The sequence below is a fragment of the Bradyrhizobium niftali genome, assembly GCF_004571025.1.
GTDB classification, from domain to species: domain Bacteria; phylum Pseudomonadota; class Alphaproteobacteria; order Rhizobiales; family Xanthobacteraceae; genus Bradyrhizobium; species Bradyrhizobium niftali.
In genome coordinates this window covers 170,704-194,646 of record NZ_SPQT01000004.1, presented here as the reverse complement: position 1 = coordinate 194,646, position 23,943 = coordinate 170,704, and the positions used below count along the sequence as shown (strand labels likewise).

The window sequence follows — 23,943 nt, the reverse complement described above, 5'->3', positions numbered from 1 at the left end:
TGCCCGTCTGTTATGATTGATTGGCGCGGGCGTGGGGCGAAGCGTATGTGAGGTGCGCGGTCGTGCCAAGCGCGAGTCTCGTAGCCCGCATGAGCAAAGCGATATGCGGGAGCAGTGGCCCCGGATATCGCTTCGCTCATCCGGGCTACGGTCGGGGACGATGCCGATGCTGCGTGACTATCAGCCAGTGGATGCGGAAGCGATCAGGCGCGTCGCGCTGGCGGCCTTCGCGCAATTCGAGCAGGACTTTTCCGACTGGCCGTTGTTTACCACCAATGTCGCGAAGATGCCGGAGCTTGCCAAGACCGGCGAGATCATCGTTGCCGAGGATAGCGACCAGATCGTCGGCGCCGTGGCCTATATCGGTCCGCAAGCCCCGAAGCCGGCGTTCTTCGATCCGGCCTGGCCGGTGATCCGCATGCTGGTGGTCGATCCGGCCGCGCGCGGCAAGGGCATCGGCCGGCAATTGACCGAAGAATGCCTGCGCCGCGCCGAGCGCGACCAGGCGCCGGTGATCGCGCTGCACACGACGCCGATCATGACGGTCGCGCTGCCGATGTATCTGCGGATGGGATTTGCCAGGGTTCGCGAGGCGCCGGACATTCTTGGCGTGTCGTATGCGGTCTACGTGAAGTCGCTGGGGTAGGAGCAGGTTCGTAGCCCGCATACGGCACACCCAAGTGTCTTGAGCATCCACCGCCGAACGTGTAAGGGCCGAACAGTCCCACCCAGGTGATCGCTTGAACCCCCTTCCCCAAAATCCCGTGGTCGCGTCCGGCTCGTTCGCGGCGATGAAATCCGTGCCCTACCGGCTCCAGTTCACCACCTACGTACTGGCGATGATGGCGGACAATATCGAGCATGTGATCAGCTATTGGGTGGTGTTCCAGAAATTCCATTCGCCGACGCTGGGGGGCTTTGCCGTGCTGTCGCACTGGCTGCCGTTCCTGCTGTTCTCGGTCGCGGTCGGCGGGCTCGCCGACCGGTTCGATCCGCGGCGCATCATCCAATGCGGCATGCTGCTGTTCATCGTGGCGTCGGCCGGATGGGGCTTCTTCTTCATCACGGATACCATCCAGATGTGGCACGCGATGCTGCTTCTGGTGATCCATGGCTGCGCCGGCGTGCTGTGGCAGACGCCGAACCAGCTGCTGCTCTACGACCTCGTCGGTCCCGCGGATCTTCCGAGCGCGGTGCGGTTGAATGCGATGGCGCGCTATCTCGGCATTCTGGTCGGACCTGCGGTCGGCGGCGTCATCATGCTCACCCTCGGCACCTCGCACGGCATCATCTTCAACACGCTGTTCTACCTGCCGATGCTGCTGTGGCTGTTCTGGGCGCCGGCGCGCGACAAGAGCGTCGCGGTGCGGCGCTTCGCCGTGCGCGGCCTTGCCGATATCGCGCTGACCATCCGTGCCATCGGCACGCAGCCGGTGCTGACCGCGATGACGTGGCTCGCCGGCCTCACCTCGTTCATGATCGGCAACGCCTATCACGCCCAGATGCCCGGCTTTGCCGGCGATCTCGGCCACGGCGACCCCGGCGTGTCCTACAGCGTGCTGCTCGCGGCCGACGCCGCCGGTGCGCTGCTCGCCGGCATCGCGCTGGAATCCTGGGGGCGGCTCAAGGGCACGCCGCGCACCGCGATCCTGCTGGCGATGCTGTGGAGCGCCGCGCTGCTCGGCTTCGCGGCGGTGCGGATCTATCCTGTCGCGATCGTGCTGCTGTTCTTCGCGGGCTTCTTCGAACTGTCGTTCAACACCATGGCGCAGGCGCTGGTGCAGCTGAACGCGCCGTCCGACATCCGCGGCCGCGTCGTCGGCCTTTATAATATGGCCGGGCTCGGGATGCGGGCCTTCAGCGGCATCACCGTCGGGCTATCAGGCGCGGCGATCGGCATTCACTGGTCGCTCGGGCTCTCGGCCGCGGTGCTGCTGGCGCTGCTGCTGTGGTTGTATCGGCAGGGAACAAGACCGGCCTGAGCGGCCGCCCTCGACCCGGGCGCGCTGACGCGTGGCCGGCCTGAGCGGCCGCTGATGGGGCTCTTCGAGCGTATTGTGTCCGTCCGTGACCGGCGCGCCCGATCCTAACGCGGCATTAACCCTATGCACCTTAGGGTCGTGCCGGACTCCGCCCGGGCGGGGGGTCGGGTGTTGAAAATGGCGTTGGCGAACAAAAAACTTCTTCCGGCCGCCGAGGAGCGTCGGCGTTTCCAGCGGGTCAAGGTGCACCTGCTCGGCCGCTACATGCTGCCGGACCGCCGGGAATTCCCCTGCCAGGTGATCAACATGTCGCCGGGCGGATTGGCCCTGCTCGCCCCCGGCATCGGCAATGTCGGCGACCGCGTAGTCGCCTATCTCGACCATATCGGCCGTGTCGAGGGCAAGATCACCCGCATCATCGACAATGGCTTCGCCATGACGATCGGGGCAACGCCCAGGAAGCGCGACAAGCTCGCCGCCCAGCTCACCTGGCTCGCCAACCGCGACATCCTCAACCTGCCGGAGGACCGCCGCCACGACCGTATCGTGCCGCGCAACCCGATCGCGGTGCTCACGCTCGAGGACGGCACCAAGATGACCTGCCGCATCATCGACCTGTCGCTGTCGGGAGCGGCCATCGCCGCTGAGAACCGCCCGCCGCTGAAATCGATCGTGCTGCTCGGCCGGGTCCAGGGCCGCGTGGTCCGAAACCTCGAAGACGGCTTCGCGCTGGAGTTCATGCACGAGCAGCCGGTCGAGACACTCGAAGAGAGCGTTACCGCGCGGTAAAGCGAACGCGCGCCAAAACCACTGATTTTCCAGCCTCAAAGGCGGCCTCCGCGATGCGGACGCCGCCTTTTTCGTGCGCGGTGACGGGTCCGTGCGGGTTAACGCGGGACCTGTTTGCGCCTCGGCGCAGCAGTTCCGCCAGCGTTTCCGCGTTAACTCCTAAAATTTGAATCAATTACAGTCATCTCGAATTTTATTCGAATTCGATTCAAGTATAGATCGAATTCGCCGCGCGTTTTACTTGTATTCGTCTCGACTTGACTTGACTGACTTAGCGGCAACTCAAAAGCTCCATGCGAAACGTGGTCCCAACAAGAAACGGGGGCCGCAATGTTTGATTTCAGGGGACAGGGGAAGAGGCTGGCAATCGCCGCCATGCTCTTCGGGATCAGCGCAACAGTGCAGGCCGGTGAGAACCGTCTGCTCTACGCGAGCCTCGGCGACACCACGCGCGCGCCGATCGGCTGGGTCGAGTTCTGTGCGGACAATGCCGCTCAGTGCCAGGGCGGGCCGACGCAGCCGCGCGACATCGTGATGTCGCAGGCCGCATGGCGCGACCTCGTCAAGGTCAATCGCTGGGTCAACGAGACCGTCAAGCCTTTGACCGACCAGGAGCACTGGGGCGTGATCGAGAGATGGTCGCTGCCGTCGGACGGCTACGGCGACTGTGAAGACTACGTGCTGTTGAAGCGCAAGATGCTGATCGATGCCGGCTGGCCTCGCGAGGCCCTGCTCATCACCGTCGTGCGCGACAAGAAGGGCGAAGGGCACGCGGTGCTGACGGTGAAAACCGACAAAGGCGAGTTCGTTCTCGACAATCAGAACGAGAACGTCGTTGCCTGGACGGAGACCGGCTACCGCTTCGTCAAGCGCCAGTCGCAGGGCGATCCCAATGTCTGGGTCTCGCTCGGCGACACCAAACCGGCGGTCTCCACCGCCAGCGCCAGGGACTAGCAGTCAGGAACAAACGAGTTACGCGACCCGGTCACATCCCCACCCCTCCCCGTCCCAGACCGGTTCGCGCGCGGCCAGCCATCCCCCAATGGCTGGCCGCAACTTTTTTGGGGATGCACGATCAGTCCTGCGAGGCCTGGCGACACCACGGCACCCGCGCGGCGGTGAAATCCCGCCACGCGCCCTGCAACGACGGCTGCACGCCGATCGATGCACGCGCCTGCCAGCCGGCGATCGCCGCCGCGGCGATGGCGCTGTCGGGCTCCGCATCAAGTCCATCGAGCAATGAGGCCGTGACCGCCATGTCGTTGAAGGCGCCGAGCTCCTCCTGCAGACCGGCGAGCCGGCGCGAGAACCGTCGCACGGACTTGCGATCGGCGAACAGAGGCAGCAGGAACTCGCCGAGATAGCGCAGCCGTTTGGTCGCGAGCCGCACCCGGTGCAACTCGTCGGCGGACAGCGACTTGAAGCGGCGGCCACGCTTGAGCACCTTGGCATATTGCTCCGACAGGATGCGCTGCGCGAAGTTGACGGCGGGCTCGGCGAGCTGACCGAGGTCTTCGGCGGCAACGTCGTTGCGCCAGCCCCGCGTCTCGATCCATTGACCGAGGCCGATCAGGAAAACCGCGCAGCGGCGATCGTCGAGCGCCTGATGCGCCTTGCGATAGGCGTCCGACTGGCACTTGGCCGCAGCCCGGCCCAAGGCATCGAAGCCGGCAACCGAAGCACAGGCTTTCGCGATCGTCGGCAGGGTCTCGAGCTGGAACACGTCCCAGTCACGCGCGGCGGACAGGTCCTGCGCCAGCCATCTTGCTTCCGACCGCAGCGCGTCGAGATTGCTGAGTGCGCCGACCGATCGCATCAGGTCCAGCGCCGATCGCAGCCGGCGCAGCGAGACGCGCAACTGATGGACGCCTTCCGGATTGCGCCCGTCCTCGGCCGCCGGCAACGACTGAAGCAGATGAAGGAAGCAGGAGCGCAGAATCGTTGCGAAGGCTTCGTCGAGCGTGACCGACGGATCGAGGCGAAGCTTGCGAGGCCTGCGTGCCGAGGGCGGCGCGCCCGCGGCAAGGTCGAAGCCGCGCGCCGACTTGGCACGGATGGACGGCTTCACCGGCCCCTGCTCCGCAAGTCGCAGCGCGACCTCGTAGATCGTGCTCGCGCTGCCGCTCTTGAGCTCCAGCTCGATCTCGCTCACGGCGATCGACCGGTCGCCGGCCGTCAGTACGCCCTGGTCAAAGGCGATCTCGACCGTCCCGGACGGCAGATCGACGATCCGCGCATGCCGATGGACGTCGGCGGTGAAGACGGCTTCGAGCGGCTGTGCTTCGAGGTAGGAGCGAAGCTTCTCCGGAATGAACGGCATCGCCAGGGCGACATCCGGCGCCAGCGACGGAACGCTCGCCTCCCATTCGCCACGGCGCAGCGGATCGTCCGCGGCGTCGGTCTTCACGGTCTGCACGAAGCGCGCGCCGCTCCGGCGTACGCGCAAGCTCAGGCCGCTGCGCCGGAGCGCACGCTCGGCCGTGTCGTAATAAACGGACTTGAGATGTTTTCGCGAACCCTTGTTACGCGCATTGGCCACGATGACCGGCGCGGCGTTGAAATGCGCCATGCGGCCGGCATCGACGAGAAGCTTGAGCTCGATTTCTCCCGGAGGGCGCGCGCCAGCGCTCGACTGAGCTGGCTCCGGCGCAGGCGTCGTGTCTTGCGATGGCATATGATCAGTCACGCCGCCCTTGATCGCAGGATCCGCGCCGGACTCGGCCGGTTCAACCTGCCGGAGGAAGCCGGCGACGTATGGCGCGCTCTTGTTGTCCTTCGGGACAGGATTCCCATCCGGCGCGCCCGGAGTCCTGCGAGCCGCTGTTGCGTCTGACTTCAGCATTTACGGTGACATGACAGTTTGATGACAGGGCGACAGCATATAGCCGCTATGGCCCGCGAGAAACAGTCACGTTACGTCATGGCGCGTCATCGTCCACATGACGCGCCGAATGCAAAAATTCAGCAGGCGCTGTCACAATCCGGCGTGATGTCACGGATTAGATTGCTGCCGAGCGCGGCAAGTGATCGAATTGACAAGCGAATCTTGCCGTTCTCGAAACCGAGATGAACGCGTCAGCGAGCTTGCCTCATGCTAGCCGAGAAATTCTTTCTGGTCCTGGAGACACTTAGAAGTCACGCCGCCGATGACAGGCCCGAGATTGTGACAAGCCCGGCGCGGTCTCCCGCGGTGCAGGAGACCGCAACCAGTTCGCTGCGCAAGAAGTCGGTTCCCGATCATCGGGACTAGAAGCGCTCCAATGTCGCAGGACACGCCTGCACATGCGCGCATCAGTGCGCAAGACTGTTCTTGTAGACCTTGCCGCCCTTCATGATCACGACGAAATTCTTCGCGGGATCTTCGACGAGAGCGATGTTGTCGAGCGGATTGCCGTCGACCAAGAGGAGATCGGCGAGCGCGCCTTCCTCGACCACGCCGAGCTTGCCGGGATAGGGGTTGCGCGGGCCCGACAGGCTCAGCAACTCCGCGTTCGCCGACGTCGCCATGGCCAGCGCTTCGGCCGGCGTGTACCAGCGCGTGAGCGCGGCCAGCATTGAGCCCTGTCTGTCCGCCAGTGCCTTCGAGAACAGGACGTCGGTACCGAACGCGGTCTTGATGCGATACTTCTTCGCGAGCGCATAGACGCGATCCGTGCCGGCAACCACCTGCCGCATCTTGTCCTGCTCTGCAGGTCCGAGCGCGCTTGCGGCGGCGACATCCAGGAACGGCTGCGTGCTGAGCCAGATGCCCTTCTCCGCGATCAGTTTCGCGCTGGCCTCGTCCATGAGGTGACCATGCTCGATGCATCTCACGCCGGCTGCGATCGAGCGCTGGATCGCGACCGGTGTATAGGCGTGCGTGGCGACATAGGTGCCCCAATTGTCGGCGGCCTCGACCGCCGCGCGCAGCTCGGGCTCGGTGAAGGTGGAGACGTCGAGCGGGCTGAAGGGCGAGGCGACGCCGCCGCCCGCTGTGAGCTTGACCTGCGAGGCGCCCTGCATGAGCTGCTCGCGCGCGCGCACGCGCACCTCGTCGGGACTGTCGGCGACCATGCTGCCGCCGGTCAGCTCCATGCGGCTGAGCATGCCGCCGATGGTTCGCGGCAGATCGGAGAGCTGCCGAAAGTCGCCATGGCCGCTGGTGATGGTGATGATGGCACCGGAGGGATAGATGCGCGGACCGGCGACGAGATCCTCGTCGATCGCCCGCTTGAGGCCGAAACTGGGCCCGCCCATGTCACGCACCGTGGTGAAGCCGCGCATCAGCGTCGCGGTCGCCTCGTTCGCGGCCAGCAGATTGTTGTAGCCGACGTCGCCGAGGGCCGCGGCCGGCGTCGGACGCACCAGCATCGCGTGCCAATGCGCGTCGATCAGCCCCGGCATCAGCACCCGGCCGCCGCCATCGATTGCTTGGGCGTCGGCCGTGATGTTCACTGTCGAGATCTTCTCGATCTTCGAGTTCCTGACGAGAACATTGGACGCGGCTGAGAGCGCGCCGCTCTTTCCGTCGAAGATCCGGACGTTGCGGAACAGGACTGAGGAGTCCTGCTGGGCAGGCGCAGGCCACGCGCTGCCCAGAAGCACTGCAAGCAGCACCGCGAGCCCGGCTCGCGCCTTCGGTCCCGACATGTTCAGCCTCCGCGCCGATGCGCCGCCACGCGGTTGCGGCCGTCCCGCAAAAAGTCAGCCAGCCGATGCCGTGCCAGAGCTCGCGCCATGGCAGCACTCCGCAGAACGGACTCAACTGCTGTCGGCTCCGTCCTTGAACGCGACGCTGCCCGAGGTTGGGGCCCACGTCCGCAGAGTGTCAATTTGCAACCGTAAGGAGATTTTGCAAGTCAGCCATACTACTCCATGAAAGATGCACAACCCACGCGTTCAAATAGCAATTTCCAGCAAGTGCGTAAGCACTGCTGCCTCGCTTGCATCGAACTCTAATCAAAAGACCGACATCGCCCCTGAATGATGATCAACGCCAGATTGCAGCAACCTTCCGCGAGCGTACGATATCTCATGGCCTGCTCGCCGGAAGATGATCGGGCCAGAGACGAGTATTGAAAGCGGGGCGCATATCTGTGCGAGGCGTAACATGGTGGCACAAACGAGTGACGGACACGTCCTGCTGGTCAAGAAGCTCGGCGGACTCTTCGCAATCATCATCGGATGCCTGCTGACCGCGGTCGGCGTGACCTTTGAATCCAGTGGCACGACTTTCGTTGGCGTCCTCTTCCTGGTGCTTGGCGCTGGTTTGCTCGTGCTGAAGATCGTCAGGCGAAACGAAGGATCTCCGCTGCCATAGAAGCCCGTGCGGTTCGCCTATGCGCCCAGCACATCCGCGAGCCGCGTATCGTCGGCGGCGGGATCCTTCAGGAACAGCTCGGCTTCGATCTCGTTCAGATGCGACAGCATCTGCGCGCGGGCGGCTTGCTTGTCGCGCTTGCGGATCGCGGTGACGATCTCGGCGTGGTGGTCGGTGCCGCAGGCCGGGGTGTCGTGGCGGCGATAGAGCAGGATGATGAGCGAGGAGCGCGCGATCAGTTCCTTGAGGAAGCCAAGATAGATGCTGTGGCCACTCATCTCGGCGACGAGCTTGTGAAACTCGCCGGAGAGCCGGACCGAGGCGCGCGCATCGCCGCGCAGCTCCGCCTCGCGCTCTTCAGTGAGATGTTGGCCGAGGCGGTCGAGCCAGGCCGCTGACACCGCTTCACACGCGCGGTCGACGATGGTGGGCTCGATCAGTCGGCGCGCCTCGAACACTTCGCGGGCATCGCCGGGCGTCGGGCGCGCGACGAAGGCGCCGCGGTTCTTCTCGATGTTGACGATGCCCTCATGCGCGAGCTGCTGGAGCGCGGTGCGGACCAGCGTGCGGCTCGCGCCGTAGATCTCGCCGATCTCATCCTCGCCGAGCTTCGTGCCCGGTAGCAGACGATGCTCGAGGATCGCCGCGGTCACACCCTCCCTGATACGGCTGACGCGATCGCTCGCGTCTGGCGCATCGGATTTCTGGCGGATCTTGGCGGCCATCAGTTCGAGGGGGTTGGGTTTGAGGGCTCGATCGGCGACGTTCGGCTTTCAATGTTAGTCGACCAGCTGTATCCAATCACAGGCGAAACTTTATACAATCCGAGCACATTTTGTGTGCATATTACTGCCCACCCGGCGAGCCGCGCCGCTGCGCCGGATTCGATCTAACGACCTGACTCCATTGCACAGTTTTGGAATTCGGCACTCTCCGGGCGATTGGCACGGACCTTGCGGAGAAAGCCGGAGCATCGCCCTCCCAGCGGACACGCCATGGCCACTCCTGCCGCCCTCGAACTGGTCGCCGTCACCAAGCGCTACGACACGACGCTGGCGGTCGACGACGTCAACCTCAAGATCCCGGCAGGCACCTATTGCTGCCTGCTCGGCCCCTCCGGCTGCGGCAAGACCTCGACCCTGCGCATGATCGCAGGCCACGAGGCGGTCAGCGATGGCGACATCATTTTGGGCGCGCAGAACGTCACCGACCTCGAGCCCGCCAAGCGCGGCACCGCGATGATGTTCCAGTCCTACGCGCTGTTTCCGCATCTGACCGTGCTCGACAACGTGGCCTTCGCCCTGAAAATGCGCGGAATCGACCGGGCGACGCGGCACAAGCGCGCCGGCGAACTGCTCGAGCTGGTGGCCATGACCCCCTATGCGGCCCGGCTGCCGGCGCAGCTCTCCGGCGGCCAGCAGCAGCGCGTGGCGCTCGCCCGCGCCCTGATCACCGAGCCGCAGATCCTGCTGCTCGACGAGCCGCTCTCCGCGCTCGATCCGTTCCTGCGGGTGAAGATGCGGGGCGAGCTGAAGCGGCTGCAGCGCGAGCTCGGCATCAGCTTCATCCAGGTCACCCACGGCCAGGAAGAGGCGATGGCGCTCGCCGACCACATCGTGGTGATGAACCACGGCAAGATCGAGCAGCAGGGTACCGCTCGCGACATCTTCCACCATCCCCGCACCGAATTCGTGGCGCGCTTCATCGGCGGCCATAACGTCCTCAGCGACGCCGGCAAACTCATCGCCGTGCGCGCCGATCAGCTCGGCATCGTGCCGTTCGCCGATGGCGCGTACGGCGCGCCAGCGCTGCTGACCCAGACCGAGTACCAGGGCTCCTACATCGCCGTCTCGCTCACGCTCGACGACGGCACCGCCCTGTTCTCCCACCTCCCCGAGGCCGCCTTCGACGTTCACCCGTTCCGACCGGGCGATCGCGTGCTGGCCACCTGGGATCCCGCCAAGGCGCAGCGCCTGCAATAGCGCCGTCATCCAGAAAATGCGCAACACAGAAGAGGAGTGAGCGATATGACCGAGACGACCAAGAAGACCGGCGTCAGCCGCCGTACGCTATTGAAGAGCACCGCGGGTCTCGCCGGCCTTGCCGCCGGCTCCGGCGCCATCACCGGCTTTCCCTATGTGAAGTCGGCGGAAACCAAGGTGCTGCGCTATCTCGGCACCGCCGTGAACGAGGGCGACGACATCTCCAAGCAGTGCCTCAAGGACACCGGCATCAAGATCGAATACATCACCGCGACCACCGACGACGTCACCAAGCGCGTGATGACCCAGCCGAACTCCTTCGACGTGCTGGACACCGAATATTTCTCGCTGAAGAAGCTGGTGCCGTCGGGCAACATCCTTGCCCTCGACGCCAGGAAGATCAAGGAATTCGACAACATCACGCCCGTCTTCACCAAGGGCGAGACGCCTGGCGGCAAGAAGATCGGCGGCCAGGGCACCGCACCCTGGAAGGTGCTCTATCTCGAAGGCAAGGACTCCAAGAAGTTCGCGACGTCGGCGACCGAATTCGTCACGCTGATCCCGACCGTCTACAACGCCGACACGCTCGGCATCCGTCCTGACCTGATCAAGCGGCCGATCAGCACCTGGGCCGAGCTGCTCAACCCCGAGTTCAAGGGCAAGGCCTCGATCCTCAACATCCCCTCGATCGGCATCATGGATGCCGCGATGGTCGTGGAAGCCACCGGCAAGTACAAATATGCCGACAAGGGCAACATGACCAAGGAAGAGATCGATCTCACCATGAAGGTGATGACCGAGGCGAAGAAGGCCGGCCAGTTCCGCGCGTTCTGGAAGGATTTCAACGAGAGCGTCAACCTGATGGCTTCAGGTGAAACCGTGATCCAGTCGATGTGGTCGCCCGCGGTGACGAAGGTGCGCTCGATGGGCATCCCCTGCACCTTCCAGCCGCTCAAGGAAGGCTACCGCTCCTGGGCCTCCGGCTTCTGCGTCTCCAAGGGCGTGTCGGGAGCCAAGCTCGAATGGGCCTACGAGTTCGTCAACTGGTTCCTGTCCGGCTATGCCGGCGCCTATCTCAACCGCCAAGGCTACTACTCGGCCGTGCTCTCCACCGCGAAGGCGCATATGGAGCCCTACGAGTGGGCCTACTGGATGGAAGGCAAGCCGGCCGAGAAGGACATCAAGGCGCCCGACGGCTCGCTGCTGGAGAAGGCCGGCGCGGTGCGCGACGGCGGTTCCTACGAGGACCGCATGGGCGGCGTCGCCTGCTGGAACGCGGTGATGGACGAGAACGACTACATGGTCCGCAAGTGGAACGAGTTCATCGCGGCGTAATTTGATGGACACGTCGGAGGACATCCTGCAACAGGCACCCCCGGGATTGATCCCGGGGTCGGGCACAGCGCGCGCTGCGAAAGTGACGCGCCTGTCGCCGTCCTTCATCTCCTGGCTCCAGGCCGGGCCGATGATGCTGGTGTTTCTCGCCTTCTTCCTGATCCCGCTGGTGTTCGTCGTCATCGTCTCGTTCTGGGACTACAACGAATACCAGCTGCTGCCGGCGTTCTCCGGCCGCGGCTACACCGACACGTTCGAAGGCTGCATCGCGCAGCTCCCCGATCTCTGCACGATCGGCAAGACCTATCTGATGACCCTGAAGCTGTGCTTCCTGGTCTGGGCCCTCACGCTCTTCATCGGCTTCTGGGTCGCCTACTTCCTCGCCTTCCACATCAAGTCCAAGACCTGGCAGATGGGATTGTCGCTGCTTTGCACGATCCCGTTCTGGACCTCCAACGTGATCCGCATGATCGCGTGGATTCCGCTACTCGGCCGCAACGGCCTCGTCAATTCCGGCCTCGTCAAGACGGGGCTGATCAACCATCCGCTGGAATGGCTGTTGTTCTCCGAATTCTCCGTCGTGCTGGCGCTGGTGCACCTCTTCACCTTCTTCATGGTGGTGCCGATCTTCAATTCGATGGTGCGCATCGACAAGTCGCTGATCGAGGCCGCCTATGACGCCGGCGCCACCGGCTTCCAGACGCTCGTGAACGTCATCATTCCGCTCGCCAAGCCCGGCATCGTGATCGGCTCGATCTTCGTCATCACCATCGTGATGGGTGATTTCATCACCATCGGCGTGATGGGCGGCCAGCAGATTGCGGCGGCCGGCAAGATCATCGAGACGCGGGTGAACGCGCTGCAGTTCCCCGCAGCCGCGGCCAACGCCGTGATCCTGCTCGCGATCACGTTCCTGATCATCACCATGATGTCGCGCATCGTCGACATCAAGAAGGAGCTCTGAGCATGAAGGAAGGACGCCCGCGCTCTTTCTACGTGCTCGCGATCTTCTTCGCAGCCTATGTGCTGTTTCTCTACGGTCCGATGATCGCGATCTACGTGCTGTCGTTCCAGGGGCCGCAGGGCGGCCTCACCTTCCCGATGAATGGCGTGTCCACCTTCTGGATCGCAAAACTGTTCCAGGGCACCGGCATCGTCGATCTCGGCGCGGCCTTCCGCCGCTCGCTGCTGCTCGGCGTGATCGTCATGATTGTCACCGTCGTGCTGTCGGTCGCCGCCGGCATGGCCTTCCGCCGCAAGTTCAAGGCGCAAAGCATCCTGTTCTACTCGGCGATCGCGAGCCTCATCGTTCCCTCGATCATCACTTCGCTCGGCATCTCGCTTGAATTCCGCATCATCGACGATCTGATCAAGGCACACTGGAGCGAGAATTTCGAAACCTCGATGGGCCTGCTCACCTCGGGCCTCGGTGCGCATCTGACCTGGACGCTGCCGTTCGGGCTTCTGATCATGTTCGCGATCTTCAACCGCTTCGATCCCAGGCTCGAGGAAGCCGCGCGCGATCTCGGCGCGACGCCGTGGCAGACGTTCCGTCATGTCGTGCTGCCGATCATCCTGCCCTCCGTGATCGGCATCGGGCTGTTCGGCTTCACATTGTCCTGGGACGAGCTCGCGCGCTCCAGCCAGGCGATCGGGGCGGTGAATACGTTGCCGCTCGATCTCCAAGGCCTCACCACCACCGTGACGAACCCCGACATCTACGCGCTCGGCACCGTGATCTCCGCCGTCTCGTTCACGGTGATCACGCTTGCGCTCGGCACCATCCACGTGCTGAACAAGCGGCAGGCGGCCAAGGGCTCGGACGCCGGCAAAGGACTTGTCTGAGAAGGGGCTTGTCTGATCTGATGCGACTTCACGTCGTCAATCCCAACACCACCGCGTCGATGACGGCGAAGATCGCCGCCGCGGCGCGCAGCGTCGCCCTGCCCGGCACCGAGATCGACGCGCGCCAGCCGGCGATGGGCCCGGTCTCGATCGAGGGCTTTTACGACGAGGCCTTCGCCGTCCCCGGCATGCTCGGCTGCATCCGCGAGGCCGACCGCGACGGCGCGGACGCCCACATCATCGCCTGTTTCGACGACACCGGCCTCGACGCGGCACGCGCGGCGGCGAAAGCGCCGGTGATCGGCATTGGCGAGGCCGGCTTCCACATGGCGAGCCTGATCGCAGCGCGCTTTGTCGTGGTGACGACGCTCGGTGTCTCCATCGTGCCGATCGAGCATAATCTGACGAAGTACGGCCTCGCCGGGCGCTGCGCTCGCGTCCGTGCCGCCGAGGTCCCCGTGCTCGCGCTCGAGGAGCGCAACGCCGATGCGCTCGCAAGAATCTCCGCGGAGATCACGGCCGCGATCCGAAACGACCGCGCGGAGGCCATCGTGCTCGGCTGCGCCGGCATGGCCGATCTCGCCGCCGAGCTCGCCGCCGCGCATGGCCTGCCCGTGATCGACGGCGTCGCCGCCGCCGTGACACTGGCGGAATCGCTGGTGCGACTCGGCCTGAAGACGTCCCGGCTGGGGCCCTACGCTGCGCCACGGTCGAAGACCTATTCCGGGCCGTTTGCGCCGTTTCAGCCCTGATTGCTGCTTCCGGCGGGGCCTTTGGAGGCCTTAAGGCCAGAAGATTGCTGGTTTTTCGCCTTCAGCCTCTTTTTGGTCCCATTTGTTGCCGAACTGTTGCGTTTTCGGGACATCCCGGCGGCCCCTGGGTTGCCGGTCTTCGCCACTCACCAAGTTTCAATTTGGGTTTTGTCAGCGATGATCGATCTCGCAGAGGACACACCGTCCACCCCCCTGTTTCGCCTCGGCGCCCAGCCCATCGCGCTGACCGCCGCCGCCCTCCTCTTGCTGATCGCCGGCGTGACTTCGATTGCGATCTGGCGCGCCTATACCGGCGCCGCGCCTGAGGCTGACCGGGTGGTGGCGTCACGCCAGCTCCAGGCTCGCACGGCCCAGGCCTCCGAGCAGCTGGTTGAGAAGACCAAGGGGCTTGAGGCGACCCAGCAGGAATCGATCGACCAGCTCCAGGTCGTGCAGGACCAGCTCCAGACCGTGAAGCGGCTGCTCGCGGCCCAGCAGGCCGATACCAAGCGCCTGTCGGAGCAGGTGGCGACGCTGAACGAGTCCATCGACGGCCTGCGCCAGTCCTTTGCCAGTGCCCGGGCCACCGAGGCCGAGACGCCGTCGGTTACCCGCAAGAAACCGGCACGCAATCGCGTCCATGCCAGCGCGCGCAAGCGCTCGCGCGGCTGAGCCGGTCACCCACGCAGACATAATTTTCGTCACTTGTGAACTGGATCACATTCGCCCGTGTGATTCCGCGCGATGCTCGCCGTCACCGGATGGCGTGAGCCGATTTCAATGTCCGGGGCTGGCAAGGTCGTTGACGGTATACTGCGTCAACGGCCTTGTTTTTTAGCAGGCCAGCAGGTCTTCCCGCCTCACTCGCAGACGTCGACGCGCCGGAAGCGCCATCCCGATGGCGTCATCACGCGCTTGCGCACGACATAGCATCCGCCATAACCGTCGTCATAGCCGGTACCATAATAATACGGGTCGCCGTAATACGGGGAGCTGTAGCCGTAATAGCCGGCACCGGCAATGCCGGCGCCGATGGCGAGGCCGGGCCAGAAGCCGCCGCCATGCCAGTGGCCGCCATGACCCCAGCCGCCATGACCCCAGCCGCCATGGCCCCAGCCGCCGCCATGTCCAAAACCGCCCCGCGCCTGGGCCGCCTGCGGCGCCGAGAAACCGACCGCTGCGACGGCCAGCGCTGCCATGATCATCTTGCGTAGCATTTACTCGATCCTCTGCGTGGACACGCTCCACGCTTCAAAGCAGGATCAAGCTAATGCTATCGGGGCACTCCTGACAGCCACACTGTCTCACTTCCGCGCGAGCATCAGCAGCCGCGGCAGATGCTCTTCATCTTCTTGTCGAGCTGCCGGTTCTCGGTATTGACGGTGGCATCGGCGGCCGCGCCGGAGCCGGTGCCGGTGGTGACTCCGGAGCCGGTGCCGGGTCCGGACGATTGAGCCGTCCCCAGGCTGTTGGTGCCGGGCGGCGGCGCCGGCGAGTTGGCGACGCCTCCGGTCGTCGATCCCGACGAACCGCCAGTGGATCCAGCAGAGCCGCCGGTCGCTTGCGCGAATGATACGGCCGGCATTGCCGCGAGGCTGAGGATCACGATCAAGGTCTTCATCGAAGCGGTTGCAGGCGAGGTGGCCATTGGAAATGCTCCTTTACCTGTCAACGGTCCGGACCAAGGCCCGTTCCGGAACAAGTGCCGTCACATCAGCTTGAAACGAGGAGGCAGCCACGATCATGCGCAAACTGATCGCGTTCGACGAGGACACGTTCGACAAGCTCAAGCAACTGGGACGCGACAGGATGGCGACGTTTCAAGAGCTCGCGGACGAAGCCTTTGCCGACCTGCTGAAGAAGCACGGCATCCCGATCGATCTCCGGGACGCATTGCGCAAAAGCGCCAGGCTCGGCGCCGAACCGGACAAGCCGGCCGCGCGTCCCAAAGCCAGAAAGGCCAAATCACGATGACCGATCGCGATCCTTTTGCCGAGGCGCGCGCCGCGCGCGCCAACATCCCGACTAAGGGGAGCCGGCATGCGCATCAGCCGATCCGCTTCAGGCCTTTCCTGAAGCGCGGGCCGTTGGCGACGTAAAACTTCGCCGCGCTTCCCATCCTCTGCACCTGGGCATCGTCGAGCGTGCGGATCACGCGTGCGGGCGAGCCGATGATCAGGGAGCGTTCGGGAAACTCCTTGCCCTCGGTGATGACGGAACCGGCGCCGACGATGCTGTTGCGGCCGATCTTCGCGCCGTTCATCACGATCGAGCCCATGCCGACCAATGCACCCTCTTCGATCGTGCAGCCGTGCAGGATGACGTTGTGGCCGACGGTGCAGTTCTTGCCGATGACGAGCGGAAAGCCGAGATCGGTGTGGCAGGTCGAGCCGTCCTGCACGTTGGCGCCCTCGCCGATCTCGATCCATTCATTGTCGCCGCGCAGCACCGCGCCGAACCAGACGCTGGCACCCGGCTTCAGGCGCACGCGGCCGATCACGGTCGCCGTCTCAGCGATGAAATAGTTGCCGTCGGCGGGAAGATCGGGCGCCTGCCCGTCGAGCTCGTAGATCGCCATGGAGGACTCCTGTCACGTCGACCACAGCCATAGCGAAAGCACGGTGACGACGCAAAGGGCCGCTCGGCCGGCCACGCGCGAGGTTGCGAGCGTCAGACCAGAACGCCGGCCGCGCGCAGCGTCATCAGGAAGAAGGTGCCGCTCATCATGCTCCAGAAGCCGGCGATGAGGGTCGCCATCATCACGAATTCGACGCGGCGGCTTTCCACCCGCATGCCGCGGAGCGTGTTGCGCATGATGATGAAGGGCGCGGCGAACACCAGGAACGGCACCGCCGCGAAGGTCTTCGGGGCCACGCCATCCTGCAACAGGCCGAAGCCGGCGGGCCGCTGCGCGACCGCCTGGTATCCGTTCACGAGCGCGCCCGCGAGCGCGAAACCGATGCCAATCGAGAAGAAGGTATTGAGAGCTTCAGGTGTCATCGGAACAGTCCGCCCATACGCAACGCCGGAGCCTTCCTGTGACAAATGGTGCCGGTTAACGCTACATTATCCTTAAGGGAAGGTTAACGCCGCCGGCCATCTCGCGCAGGGCCCTCCCCCTTCCCCGCAGCCGGGGAACGCTCCGCGAAATCGCCGCCACATGGCATATTCGCCGCTGATTCGTCGGCCATCGGCCGACCTCCGGCTTACCTCGCGCAACTCATGACGTTGTTTTCGGCAGTTCCCCTTAGGTCCCCCCGGACGCGCACCCGGGCGCATATCGTCCCGATCGTGCTCGGCGGCGCCGCGGCGGTGTGCGCGGTCGCGCTCGTCGCCTATCTGTTGTGGCCGACCTGGGGCCCGAGCGGCGCCAACGCTCCGGACAAGCTGCCGGTGAGCGTCGGCGGCACGCTATTCAACCTGCCGACGACGGCGATCCGCATGAAGATCCAGCGCCACACCGGGCCGCAGGAGCGCATCGATCTCGACTTCCTGTATCCCTCGCTGGAGCCGCCCGGCGCGCCGAAGCACGTCACCGCCGACACGGTGGAAGCGGCGATGCAGCCGATCGACCGCATCTTCCTGTCGATCGCGGCGCATCACGATGCGCTCTCGCCCGAGCAGCGGACAGCCACGATCTATCCGCGTTATCTCGGCCAGGCCGCGACGATGCCCGAGGACGGCCTGACGATGCGGATGTTCCGTGCCGACACCCCCTACGGCAGCGAGGACCTCTATTCTGCCGCAAGCCCCGCGCTGACCGCACGTTGCACGCGCGATGCGGCCACGCCCGGCATGTGCCTCTCCGAGCGCCGCGTCGGCGGCGCCGACCTCACCTTCCGCTTTCCGCGCAGCTGGCTGTCGCAATGGCGCGAGGTGGCGGAGGCGATGGACAGGCTGACCGCGCAGTTGCGCGGGCCGAAGGGCTGAGCGCGGCGCCCTGCTCTGCCCGACTTCGGCTTGGGCTGGAGCCCGTAAACCAAAAACTGCGAAAACAACCCCATGCACAGTAGCCAAGCATTGGCGGCATCGAGTATTTCGTCTTTTTCGAACGAGCGTTGACCCGTCGGGCAAAACGGGAGCACAATGGGCATCATGGGAAGATCGATTTGAATGGATGCGGTTGCGCACCTTCCACCCGATACCGGAATTCCCCGGATCGCCGTAGCGATGTGTGACTGATATCACTGATCGTAGATTGCTTTTCGCCATTCTGCCAATAATCTGACGCTATTGCATTCGGGGGCTGGAATGCGGCTTCGGCTGTTTGTTTTGTTGATCCTTGCGACGTGGCTTTCGACTGGGCTTGGGACCGGCTCTGCGCTGGCCGAGAAGCGCGTCGCGCTCGTGATGGGCAACTCGGCCTACAAGAACGTGGCGAGGCTCGCGAACCCCGCGAACGATGCCGCGCTGGTCGGCGGCATGTTCAGGAAGGCCGGCTTCGAGACGGTCGACGTCAAGCTCGACCTGAACGTGGTCGACATGCGCAAGGCGTTGCGCGAATTCGGCAGCAAGGCCCGCGAGGCCGATGTCGCGGTCATCTACTACGCCGGCCACGGCATCGAGCTTGACGGCACCAACTACCTGATCCCGACCGATGCCGCCTTGGAGACCGATACCGATGTTCTCGACGAGGCGTTCCCGCTCGACAGGGTGCTGTTTGCCATCGAGCCGGCCAAGCAACTGCGCCTCGTCATCCTGGATGCCTGCCGCGACAATCCCTTCGCCAAGACCATGAAGCGCACGGTGGCCTCAAGGGCCATCGGCCGCGGCCTTGCCAAGGTCGAGCCGACCAGCCCGAACACCATGGTTGCCTTCGCGGCCAAGGCGGGCTCGACCGCCTCGGACGGCGACGCCAAGAACAGCCCGTTTGCCACCGCTCTCGTCGAACGCCTGCCGATGCCGGGCCTCGATCTGCGCAAGGCGTTCGGCTTCGTACGCGACGACGTCCTCAAGACCACCGGCTACAAGCAGGAGCCGTATGTGTACGGCTCGCTCGGCGGCGATGACGTGCCGCTGGTTGCCGCGAAGCCGGTCGTGGCCGGACCGCAGGCCAATCCGGACGCCGAAATCCGGCGCGACTATGAACTGGCGCTTCAGCTGGGTACGCGCGACGGATGGACAGCCTTCCTTAACCAGTTTCCCAGCGGTTTCTATGCCGATCTCGCCAAGGGCCAGCTGAACAAGATCGCCGCCGAAGAAACCCGCGCCGCCGCCGCGGAAAAGGCCAGGCAGGCCGAGGACGAGAAGGCGCGGCTCGCGACCGACCGGGCCAAGAAAGCCGAACAGGAGAAAGCGGCTGCGGCCGCCAAGGCCGCTGAGGACGCCAAGGCCGCGGCGGAGAAGGCCAAGCAGATCGAGGAGGCCAAGGCTGCCGCCGCCGAGCAGCGCCGGAAGGAGGCCGAGGCCGCAGCGGCCAAGGCGATCGCCGACAAGCAAGCCGCCGAGAAGCAAGCGACCGAGAAGCAGCAAGTTGCCGACAGCGCACAGAGAGTTGCAGCCGTTGCGCCGACCTCATCACAGCCCACCCTGTCCGCCGCAGAGACGGCGAAGCTGGTGCAGTCAGAACTCCGTCGCGTCGGCTGTCTGGCAGCCTCGGCAGACGGCGACTGGAATGCGTCATCGCAACGCTCGCTGACGCTGTTCAACAAATATGCGGGAACGAAGTTCGACGCCAAGCTCGCGAGCTTCGACGCGCTCGACGCCATCAAGGCCAAGCCTGGCCGGGTCTGCCCGCTGGTGTGCGATCACGGCTTCAAGGCCGACGGCGATGCTTGCGTGAAGATCACCTGCCGCGCCGGCCATCGCATCAATGACGACAATGAATGCGAGAAGGTGCAGGACAAGAAGCCGGTCGCGGCCCGCGAGGATGCCAAGAAGCGGGACACCGAGCGGAAGCAAACTGAAGCTGCACCCGCGAAGCCGCAGGCGTCTGGTCAGATGCTTTGCAATCAAGCCGGCTGCCGACCGGTAAAACCCGGCTGTCGGGTCACTGCTCAGAGGGTTGGAGCCAACTCTTACGCGTCGGCAGGGGCTCAAACCGAAGTGTGTGACTGAGCGGCGGCCGAGACGCAACCTTCCCTTACAGACCGGGCAGCTAGGCCGCGCCCCCTTCCACGCCCGGTAAGGACTCGCCTGGTCCCACGACCTTGCGGAACGCGCGGTTGACGTTTGACTTGCCGGAACGACGCCGCAGCACGATGCGCAAAGCGTCATCGTCGCTGACGCCCCGGCGCGGCTGCGCATTCTTGAAAAGCGATAGAGTTACGGGACTGCGAATCTAACGTCGTCATTGCGAGCGCAGCGAAGCAGTCCACAATCCCTCCGCGGAAAGATTCCTGGATTGCTTCGCTTTGCTCGCAATGACGGGTGACGAACTACTCCTGATCGACGAGATCGTCCTCGAGGATCGCCATCTGGAACTGGAACGAGCGATCGTCGTCCTCGTCGTCGACGAACAGCACGCCGATGAACTCCTCGCCGATATAGACCTCGGCGGAATCGTCCTTCTTCGGCCGCGGCACGACGCGGATCTTGGGATTGCCGAATACGCGCTTCAGATACGCGTCGAGCTTCCTTACTTCCTTGACGTCCACGGCAAGTCTCCAATCGAAATCTGAGTTGGCGGGGTTTTAGGACGAGACGCGACGAACCGCCAGCATGAATTGCCAAAGAATTTTTGGGGACGAGAAGGGCCGGAGAATCCGGCCCTTCTTCTCGAGCTCAAAGCCCCGTCGCGTTGATCATCTGATCCATGGTGCGCGACGGCTCGGCACAGCCGGCCTCGCCGACGATCTTGGCGGGCACGCCGGCGACCGTGACGTTGTGCGGGACCGGCTTGACCACGACCGAGCCCGCGGCGATGCGCGCGCAATGGCCGATCTCGATGTTGCCGAGGATCTTCGCGCCCGCACCGATCAGCACGCCATGGCGAATCTTCGGATGACGGTCCTCGTTCTCCTTGCCGGTGCCGCCGAGCGTGACGCCGTGCAGGATCGAGACGTCGTCCTCGATCACAGCCGTCTCGCCGCAGACGAAACCGGTGGCATGGTCGAGGAAGATGCCGCGGCCGATGCGCGCGGCGGGATTGATGTCGGTCTGGAATACCGCAGAGGCGCGGCTCTGGAGATAATACGCGAAGTCCTTGCGGCCCTTCAGCCAGAGCCAGTGCGCTAGGCGATGGGTCTGGATCGCGTGAAAGCCCTTGAAGTAGAGCAACGGATCGATGAAGCGCGAGGTCGCGGGATCGCGATCGTAGACAGCGACGAGATCAGCGCGGAAGGCGTTGCCGAGATCGGGATCGTCGCGCAGCGCCTCGTCGTAGGTCTGGCGCACGAGATCGCCCGACAGCGCGGAATGATCGAGCCGGTCGGCGAGACGATGGATCACCGAATCCTCGAGGCGGCTGTGGTGCAGCACCGTCGAATAGATGAAGGTCGCAAGCTCCGGCTCGCGATGGACGATGTCCTCCGCCTCGCTCCGGATCCGGTCCCAGATCGGATCGAGGGATGCGAGCTTTCCTCCCGGATTGACCTGATGCACTGCCATGGGATCTGCTCTTTCGAATGGGCTCGTTTGGTTGGCTCTATAGCACAGTCTAGGCGACAAAGTCCTGACGGGCTTGCCTGAGAGTGAACAGCACCTTGCCCGCGGACGCCTGCCAACGCGTTGAAACACAACGATATCTTCTGACGCCCCCAGGCGGCAAGGTCGGTTAAAAGTGGTCAGGGTTTCGCCAAATTCAAGCCGGGCAGCGTCAAACTATTGGTGAATTCTCTCCCAACCCTTATTGCGGGCATGGTCCGGACGACGACGGAGCGGATTTGACCACCACCACCGATCATTTGCGCGCGCGCGCCGCAGGCTCGTTCTGGCTGCGGCTCGCCGCCCTGGCCCTGCCCCTCCTGATCATCGCGCCGGCGTTCTGGAACGGCTATCCGCTGTTGCAATGGGATACCGGCGGCTATCTGGCGCGCTGGTACGAGGGCTATCTCGTCCCCAGCCGCTCCACCGTGTTCGGCCTCTACCTCCACTGCGGCGAAAGCTTCGGCTTCTGGATCAACCTCGCGATCCAGTCGCTGGCGACGCTGTGGCTGTTGCAGCTCAGCTTGCGCGTCCTCGGCCTGATGCAGACGTTTCGCTTCGTCGCGATCAGCCTGCTCCTGGTCCTGTCGACCGCGCTGCCCTGGCTCGCCAGCATGCTGCTCACGGACATCTTCGCGGGATTGTCGGTGCTGTCGCTGTTCCTCCTGGTCGTCGGAGCGCAGCGCACGTCGCCGCTCGAAAAGACCGCGCTGTTCGTCTTCACCGCCTTTGGCGCCGCAACCCACAGCGCCACGCTCGGCGTGCTGCTCGGCCTCTGCGTCGCCGGCTGGATGGCGCGGCCGTTCGCGGGCCGCAGGCTTCCGCTCGCAGGACTGGCGCAGGCGAGCATGACCATCGTCGCGGGCGGCCTGATGCTGGTCTCGGCGAACCATGCGCTGTCGGGCAAATGGGCCTGGACGCCCGGCGGCTACGGCGTCGCCTTCGGCCGCATGATGCAGGACGGCATCGTCGCGCGCTATCTCAATGACCACTGCCCGCGCGAGAGCTTCAAGCTCTGTCCCTACCGCAACGAATTGCCGGCGACCGCCGACGAGTTCCTGTGGGGCAAGAGCATGTTCAACACGCTCGGCCGGTTTGAGGGCTTGAACGACGAGATGGGCTACATCGTCGTTCACTCGCTCGCCGACTATCCGGCCTGGCAGGCCGCCGCGGCACTGCGGGCGGTCGGCCGGCAATTGCTGCACGTGGCGACCGGCGAAGGCACCAATGGCTGGATCCCGCACACCTACGGCATCATCGAGCGCTACATCCCCGCGCAGATCGCGCCGATGCGCGCGGCGCGGCAACAGCACTGGGACATCAATTTCGACGACATCAACCGGCTGCATGTTCCCGTCGCGCTGGCCTCGATGCTGGCGCTGGTCGGGCTGCTCGCGCATGCCCTGGCGCGCCGCCGGCTCGACGATCTGACGTTGCTGGCGGCGACCGTGACGCTCGCGCTGCTCGGCAACGCCTTCATCTGCGCCGTCATCTCCGGTCCGCACGACCGCTACGGCGCGCGCATGGCGTGGGTTGCGACCTTCGTGGTGCTGATGGCGCTGGCGCGCGCGTTCGGCGACGAGGAAGGCTCAGCCACGGCGTGAGAGAAAATCGAGCACGCCGGTCTTGTAGACCTTGTCGCCGACCGCGCGCATGTGATCGCGGCCCGGGATGTCGAGCACTTCCGAGCCCGGAATGATGGCACCGAGCGCGCTGGCCGAGCCCGCGACGTCGTCGGTAGAGCCGACCGCGATCAGCACGGGCACGTCGATGCGCGCAGCTTCGCCCCTGGTCATGAGGTCGCGCGTGCCGCGCAGGCAGGCGGCGAGCGCCCGCCGGTCGGAGCGGGTCTGATCGGCGAAGGCGCGGAAGGTGCGCCCGACGGGATCGGAGACGTCGTCGAGCGCGGGGGCTTCCAGTGCCTTGGCGACGTTCTCGCCGGGCCCGGTTCCCTCTATCAGGCCGCCGATGCCGATGCCGCCGAGGATCGCCGAGCGCAAGCGCTGCGGCTCGTTGAGGGAGAGCCACGCTGTCATCCGCCCGCCCATCGAATAGCCCATGATGTCGGCCTGCGGGATGGCGAGATGGTCCATCAGCGCGAGCACGTCGCCGGCCATGGTCGGGATCGAGTACTGCGCGGGCTCGTAGAGCTTTGCGCTTTCGCCATGGCCGCGATTGTCGAGCGCGATGACACGGCGGCCGTTCTTGCGCAGCTCCGAGACCCAGGTCGGATAGACCCAGTTCACGTTCTTGCTGGAGGCAAAGCCGTGCACCAGGATGATCGGATCGCCCTCGCCTTCGTCGAGATAGGCAATTTCAACGGCGCCGTTGTGAAAGCTCGGCATCAGATATTCCGCGGTCTTGAGGGGAAGGGT

At 64.7% G+C, this 23,943-nt stretch carries 25 protein-coding genes; 15 read left to right on the top strand and 10 right to left on the bottom strand.

All coding sequences use genetic code 11. The features are described 5' to 3' along the window. Positions 1-166: 166 nt before the first annotated feature. From E4K65_RS11645 to E4K65_RS11630, 4 genes are all read left to right on the top strand, one after another. On the top strand, positions 167-646 hold the full coding sequence (locus E4K65_RS11645) for a GNAT family N-acetyltransferase (RefSeq protein WP_135174271.1): 480 nt from the start codon (positions 167-169) through the stop codon (positions 644-646). A 94-nt stretch (positions 647-740) separates the two neighbouring features. Then, complete coding sequence (locus tag E4K65_RS11640) at positions 741-1,982, top strand: MFS transporter (RefSeq protein WP_283813821.1); 1,242 nt, start codon at positions 741-743, stop codon at positions 1,980-1,982. A 177-nt stretch (positions 1,983-2,159) separates the two neighbouring features. Further along, positions 2,160-2,771, top strand: a complete 612-nt coding sequence (locus tag E4K65_RS11635; protein ID WP_025575880.1) for a PilZ domain-containing protein — start codon at positions 2,160-2,162, stop codon at positions 2,769-2,771. Between the two features lie 330 nt (positions 2,772-3,101). Next, the gene (locus E4K65_RS11630; RefSeq protein WP_025575882.1) at positions 3,102-3,725 is read left to right on the top strand and encodes a transglutaminase-like cysteine peptidase; all 624 of its coding nucleotides are present in this window, start codon (positions 3,102-3,104) and stop codon (positions 3,723-3,725) included. 121 nt (positions 3,726-3,846) lie between these two features. On the opposite strand, the gene E4K65_RS11625 is transcribed toward E4K65_RS11630, so the two are convergent. Continuing rightward, on the bottom strand, positions 3,847-5,613 hold the full coding sequence (locus tag E4K65_RS11625; protein WP_135174270.1) for a CYTH and CHAD domain-containing protein: 1,767 nt from the start codon (positions 5,611-5,613) through the stop codon (positions 3,847-3,849). A 449-nt stretch (positions 5,614-6,062) separates the two neighbouring features. Further along, positions 6,063-7,400 carry a metal-dependent hydrolase family protein gene (locus E4K65_RS11620; protein WP_135174269.1) on the bottom strand — a complete coding sequence of 446 codons (1,338 nt, stop codon included), beginning with the start codon at positions 7,398-7,400 and terminating at the stop codon, positions 6,063-6,065. A gap of 460 nt (positions 7,401-7,860) precedes the next feature. Here E4K65_RS11620 and E4K65_RS11615 point away from each other — a divergent pair, with 460 nt between their 5' ends. Then, on the top strand, positions 7,861-8,070 hold the full coding sequence (locus E4K65_RS11615) for a hypothetical protein (RefSeq protein WP_025575690.1): 210 nt from the start codon (positions 7,861-7,863) through the stop codon (positions 8,068-8,070). A gap of 17 nt (positions 8,071-8,087) precedes the next feature. Here E4K65_RS11615 and E4K65_RS11610 read toward each other — a convergent pair whose 3' ends face one another. Then, positions 8,088-8,795, bottom strand: a complete 708-nt coding sequence (locus tag E4K65_RS11610; protein ID WP_135174267.1) for a GntR family transcriptional regulator — start codon at positions 8,793-8,795, stop codon at positions 8,088-8,090. Positions 8,796-9,065: 270 nt separating this feature from the next. Between E4K65_RS11610 and E4K65_RS11605 the strand changes: the two genes are divergently transcribed. The 6 genes from E4K65_RS11605 (at position 9,066) to E4K65_RS11580 (ending at position 14,656) form a co-directional block, all read left to right on the top strand. After that, complete coding sequence (locus E4K65_RS11605) at positions 9,066-10,052, top strand: ABC transporter ATP-binding protein (RefSeq protein WP_025575686.1); 987 nt, start codon at positions 9,066-9,068, stop codon at positions 10,050-10,052. A gap of 45 nt (positions 10,053-10,097) precedes the next feature. Continuing rightward, the gene (locus E4K65_RS11600; protein WP_025575684.1) at positions 10,098-11,387 is read left to right on the top strand and encodes an ABC transporter substrate-binding protein; all 1,290 of its coding nucleotides are present in this window, start codon (positions 10,098-10,100) and stop codon (positions 11,385-11,387) included. A 4-nt stretch (positions 11,388-11,391) separates the two neighbouring features. Next, positions 11,392-12,351: an ABC transporter permease gene (locus E4K65_RS11595; RefSeq protein ID WP_025575682.1), complete on the top strand. Its 960-nt coding sequence runs from the start codon at positions 11,392-11,394 to the stop codon at positions 12,349-12,351. A gap of 2 nt (positions 12,352-12,353) precedes the next feature. After that, entirely contained in the window at positions 12,354-13,232 is an 879-nt protein-coding gene (locus E4K65_RS11590) for an ABC transporter permease (RefSeq protein WP_135174266.1), read from the top strand. Positions 13,233-13,252: 20 nt separating this feature from the next. Next, positions 13,253-13,984 (top strand): aspartate/glutamate racemase family protein, encoded by a 732-nt coding sequence (locus tag E4K65_RS11585; protein WP_135174378.1) that lies wholly within the window; start codon positions 13,253-13,255, stop codon positions 13,982-13,984. A gap of 177 nt (positions 13,985-14,161) precedes the next feature. Further along, a complete protein-coding gene (locus tag E4K65_RS11580) occupies positions 14,162-14,656 on the top strand; it encodes a hypothetical protein (RefSeq protein ID WP_135174265.1) in 495 nt (164 codons plus the stop codon). A gap of 188 nt (positions 14,657-14,844) precedes the next feature. On the opposite strand, the gene E4K65_RS11575 is transcribed toward E4K65_RS11580, so the two are convergent. Next, positions 14,845-15,201: a hypothetical protein gene (locus E4K65_RS11575; RefSeq protein WP_135174264.1), complete on the bottom strand. Its 357-nt coding sequence runs from the start codon at positions 15,199-15,201 to the stop codon at positions 14,845-14,847. A gap of 104 nt (positions 15,202-15,305) precedes the next feature. Continuing rightward, the gene (locus E4K65_RS11565) at positions 15,306-15,632 is read right to left on the bottom strand and encodes a hypothetical protein (protein ID WP_135174262.1); all 327 of its coding nucleotides are present in this window, start codon (positions 15,630-15,632) and stop codon (positions 15,306-15,308) included. Positions 15,633-15,727: 95 nt separating this feature from the next. On the opposite strand from E4K65_RS11565, the gene E4K65_RS11560 reads away from it, so the two are divergent. Continuing rightward, a complete protein-coding gene (locus E4K65_RS11560; protein ID WP_049823738.1) occupies positions 15,728-15,958 on the top strand; it encodes a hypothetical protein in 231 nt (76 codons plus the stop codon). Between the two features lie 73 nt (positions 15,959-16,031). On the opposite strand, the gene E4K65_RS11555 is transcribed toward E4K65_RS11560, so the two are convergent. After that, a complete protein-coding gene (locus E4K65_RS11555; protein WP_027547051.1) occupies positions 16,032-16,562 on the bottom strand; it encodes a gamma carbonic anhydrase family protein in 531 nt (176 codons plus the stop codon). A gap of 92 nt (positions 16,563-16,654) precedes the next feature. Continuing rightward, positions 16,655-16,984 carry a DUF6949 family protein gene (locus tag E4K65_RS11550; protein WP_092191516.1) on the bottom strand — a complete coding sequence of 110 codons (330 nt, stop codon included), beginning with the start codon at positions 16,982-16,984 and terminating at the stop codon, positions 16,655-16,657. Positions 16,985-17,206: 222 nt separating this feature from the next. On the opposite strand from E4K65_RS11550, the gene E4K65_RS11545 reads away from it, so the two are divergent. Beyond that, positions 17,207-17,914, top strand: coding sequence for a hypothetical protein (locus E4K65_RS11545; RefSeq protein ID WP_135174261.1), 708 nt, complete (start codon positions 17,207-17,209; stop codon positions 17,912-17,914). A 321-nt stretch (positions 17,915-18,235) separates the two neighbouring features. Next, on the top strand, positions 18,236-20,041 hold the full coding sequence (locus tag E4K65_RS11540; RefSeq protein WP_135174260.1) for a caspase family protein: 1,806 nt from the start codon (positions 18,236-18,238) through the stop codon (positions 20,039-20,041). Positions 20,042-20,361: 320 nt separating this feature from the next. On the opposite strand, the gene E4K65_RS11535 is transcribed toward E4K65_RS11540, so the two are convergent. Both E4K65_RS11535 and cysE read right to left on the bottom strand, forming a co-directional pair. After that, positions 20,362-20,580, bottom strand: a complete 219-nt coding sequence (locus E4K65_RS11535; protein WP_007602550.1) for a DUF3126 family protein — start codon at positions 20,578-20,580, stop codon at positions 20,362-20,364. Positions 20,581-20,707: 127 nt separating this feature from the next. Next, complete coding sequence (gene cysE, locus E4K65_RS11530) at positions 20,708-21,532, bottom strand: serine O-acetyltransferase (RefSeq protein WP_167770732.1); 825 nt, start codon at positions 21,530-21,532, stop codon at positions 20,708-20,710. Positions 21,533-21,807: 275 nt separating this feature from the next. Here cysE and E4K65_RS11525 point away from each other — a divergent pair, with 275 nt between their 5' ends. Beyond that, positions 21,808-23,172 carry a hypothetical protein gene (locus E4K65_RS11525; RefSeq protein WP_167770731.1) on the top strand — a complete coding sequence of 455 codons (1,365 nt, stop codon included), beginning with the start codon at positions 21,808-21,810 and terminating at the stop codon, positions 23,170-23,172. Here E4K65_RS11525 and E4K65_RS11520 read toward each other — a convergent pair. After that, positions 23,158-23,913: an alpha/beta fold hydrolase gene (locus E4K65_RS11520; RefSeq protein WP_038967757.1), complete on the bottom strand. Its 756-nt coding sequence runs from the start codon at positions 23,911-23,913 to the stop codon at positions 23,158-23,160. The genes E4K65_RS11525 and E4K65_RS11520 overlap by 15 nt on opposite strands. Between the last annotated feature and the right edge of the window lie 30 nt (positions 23,914-23,943).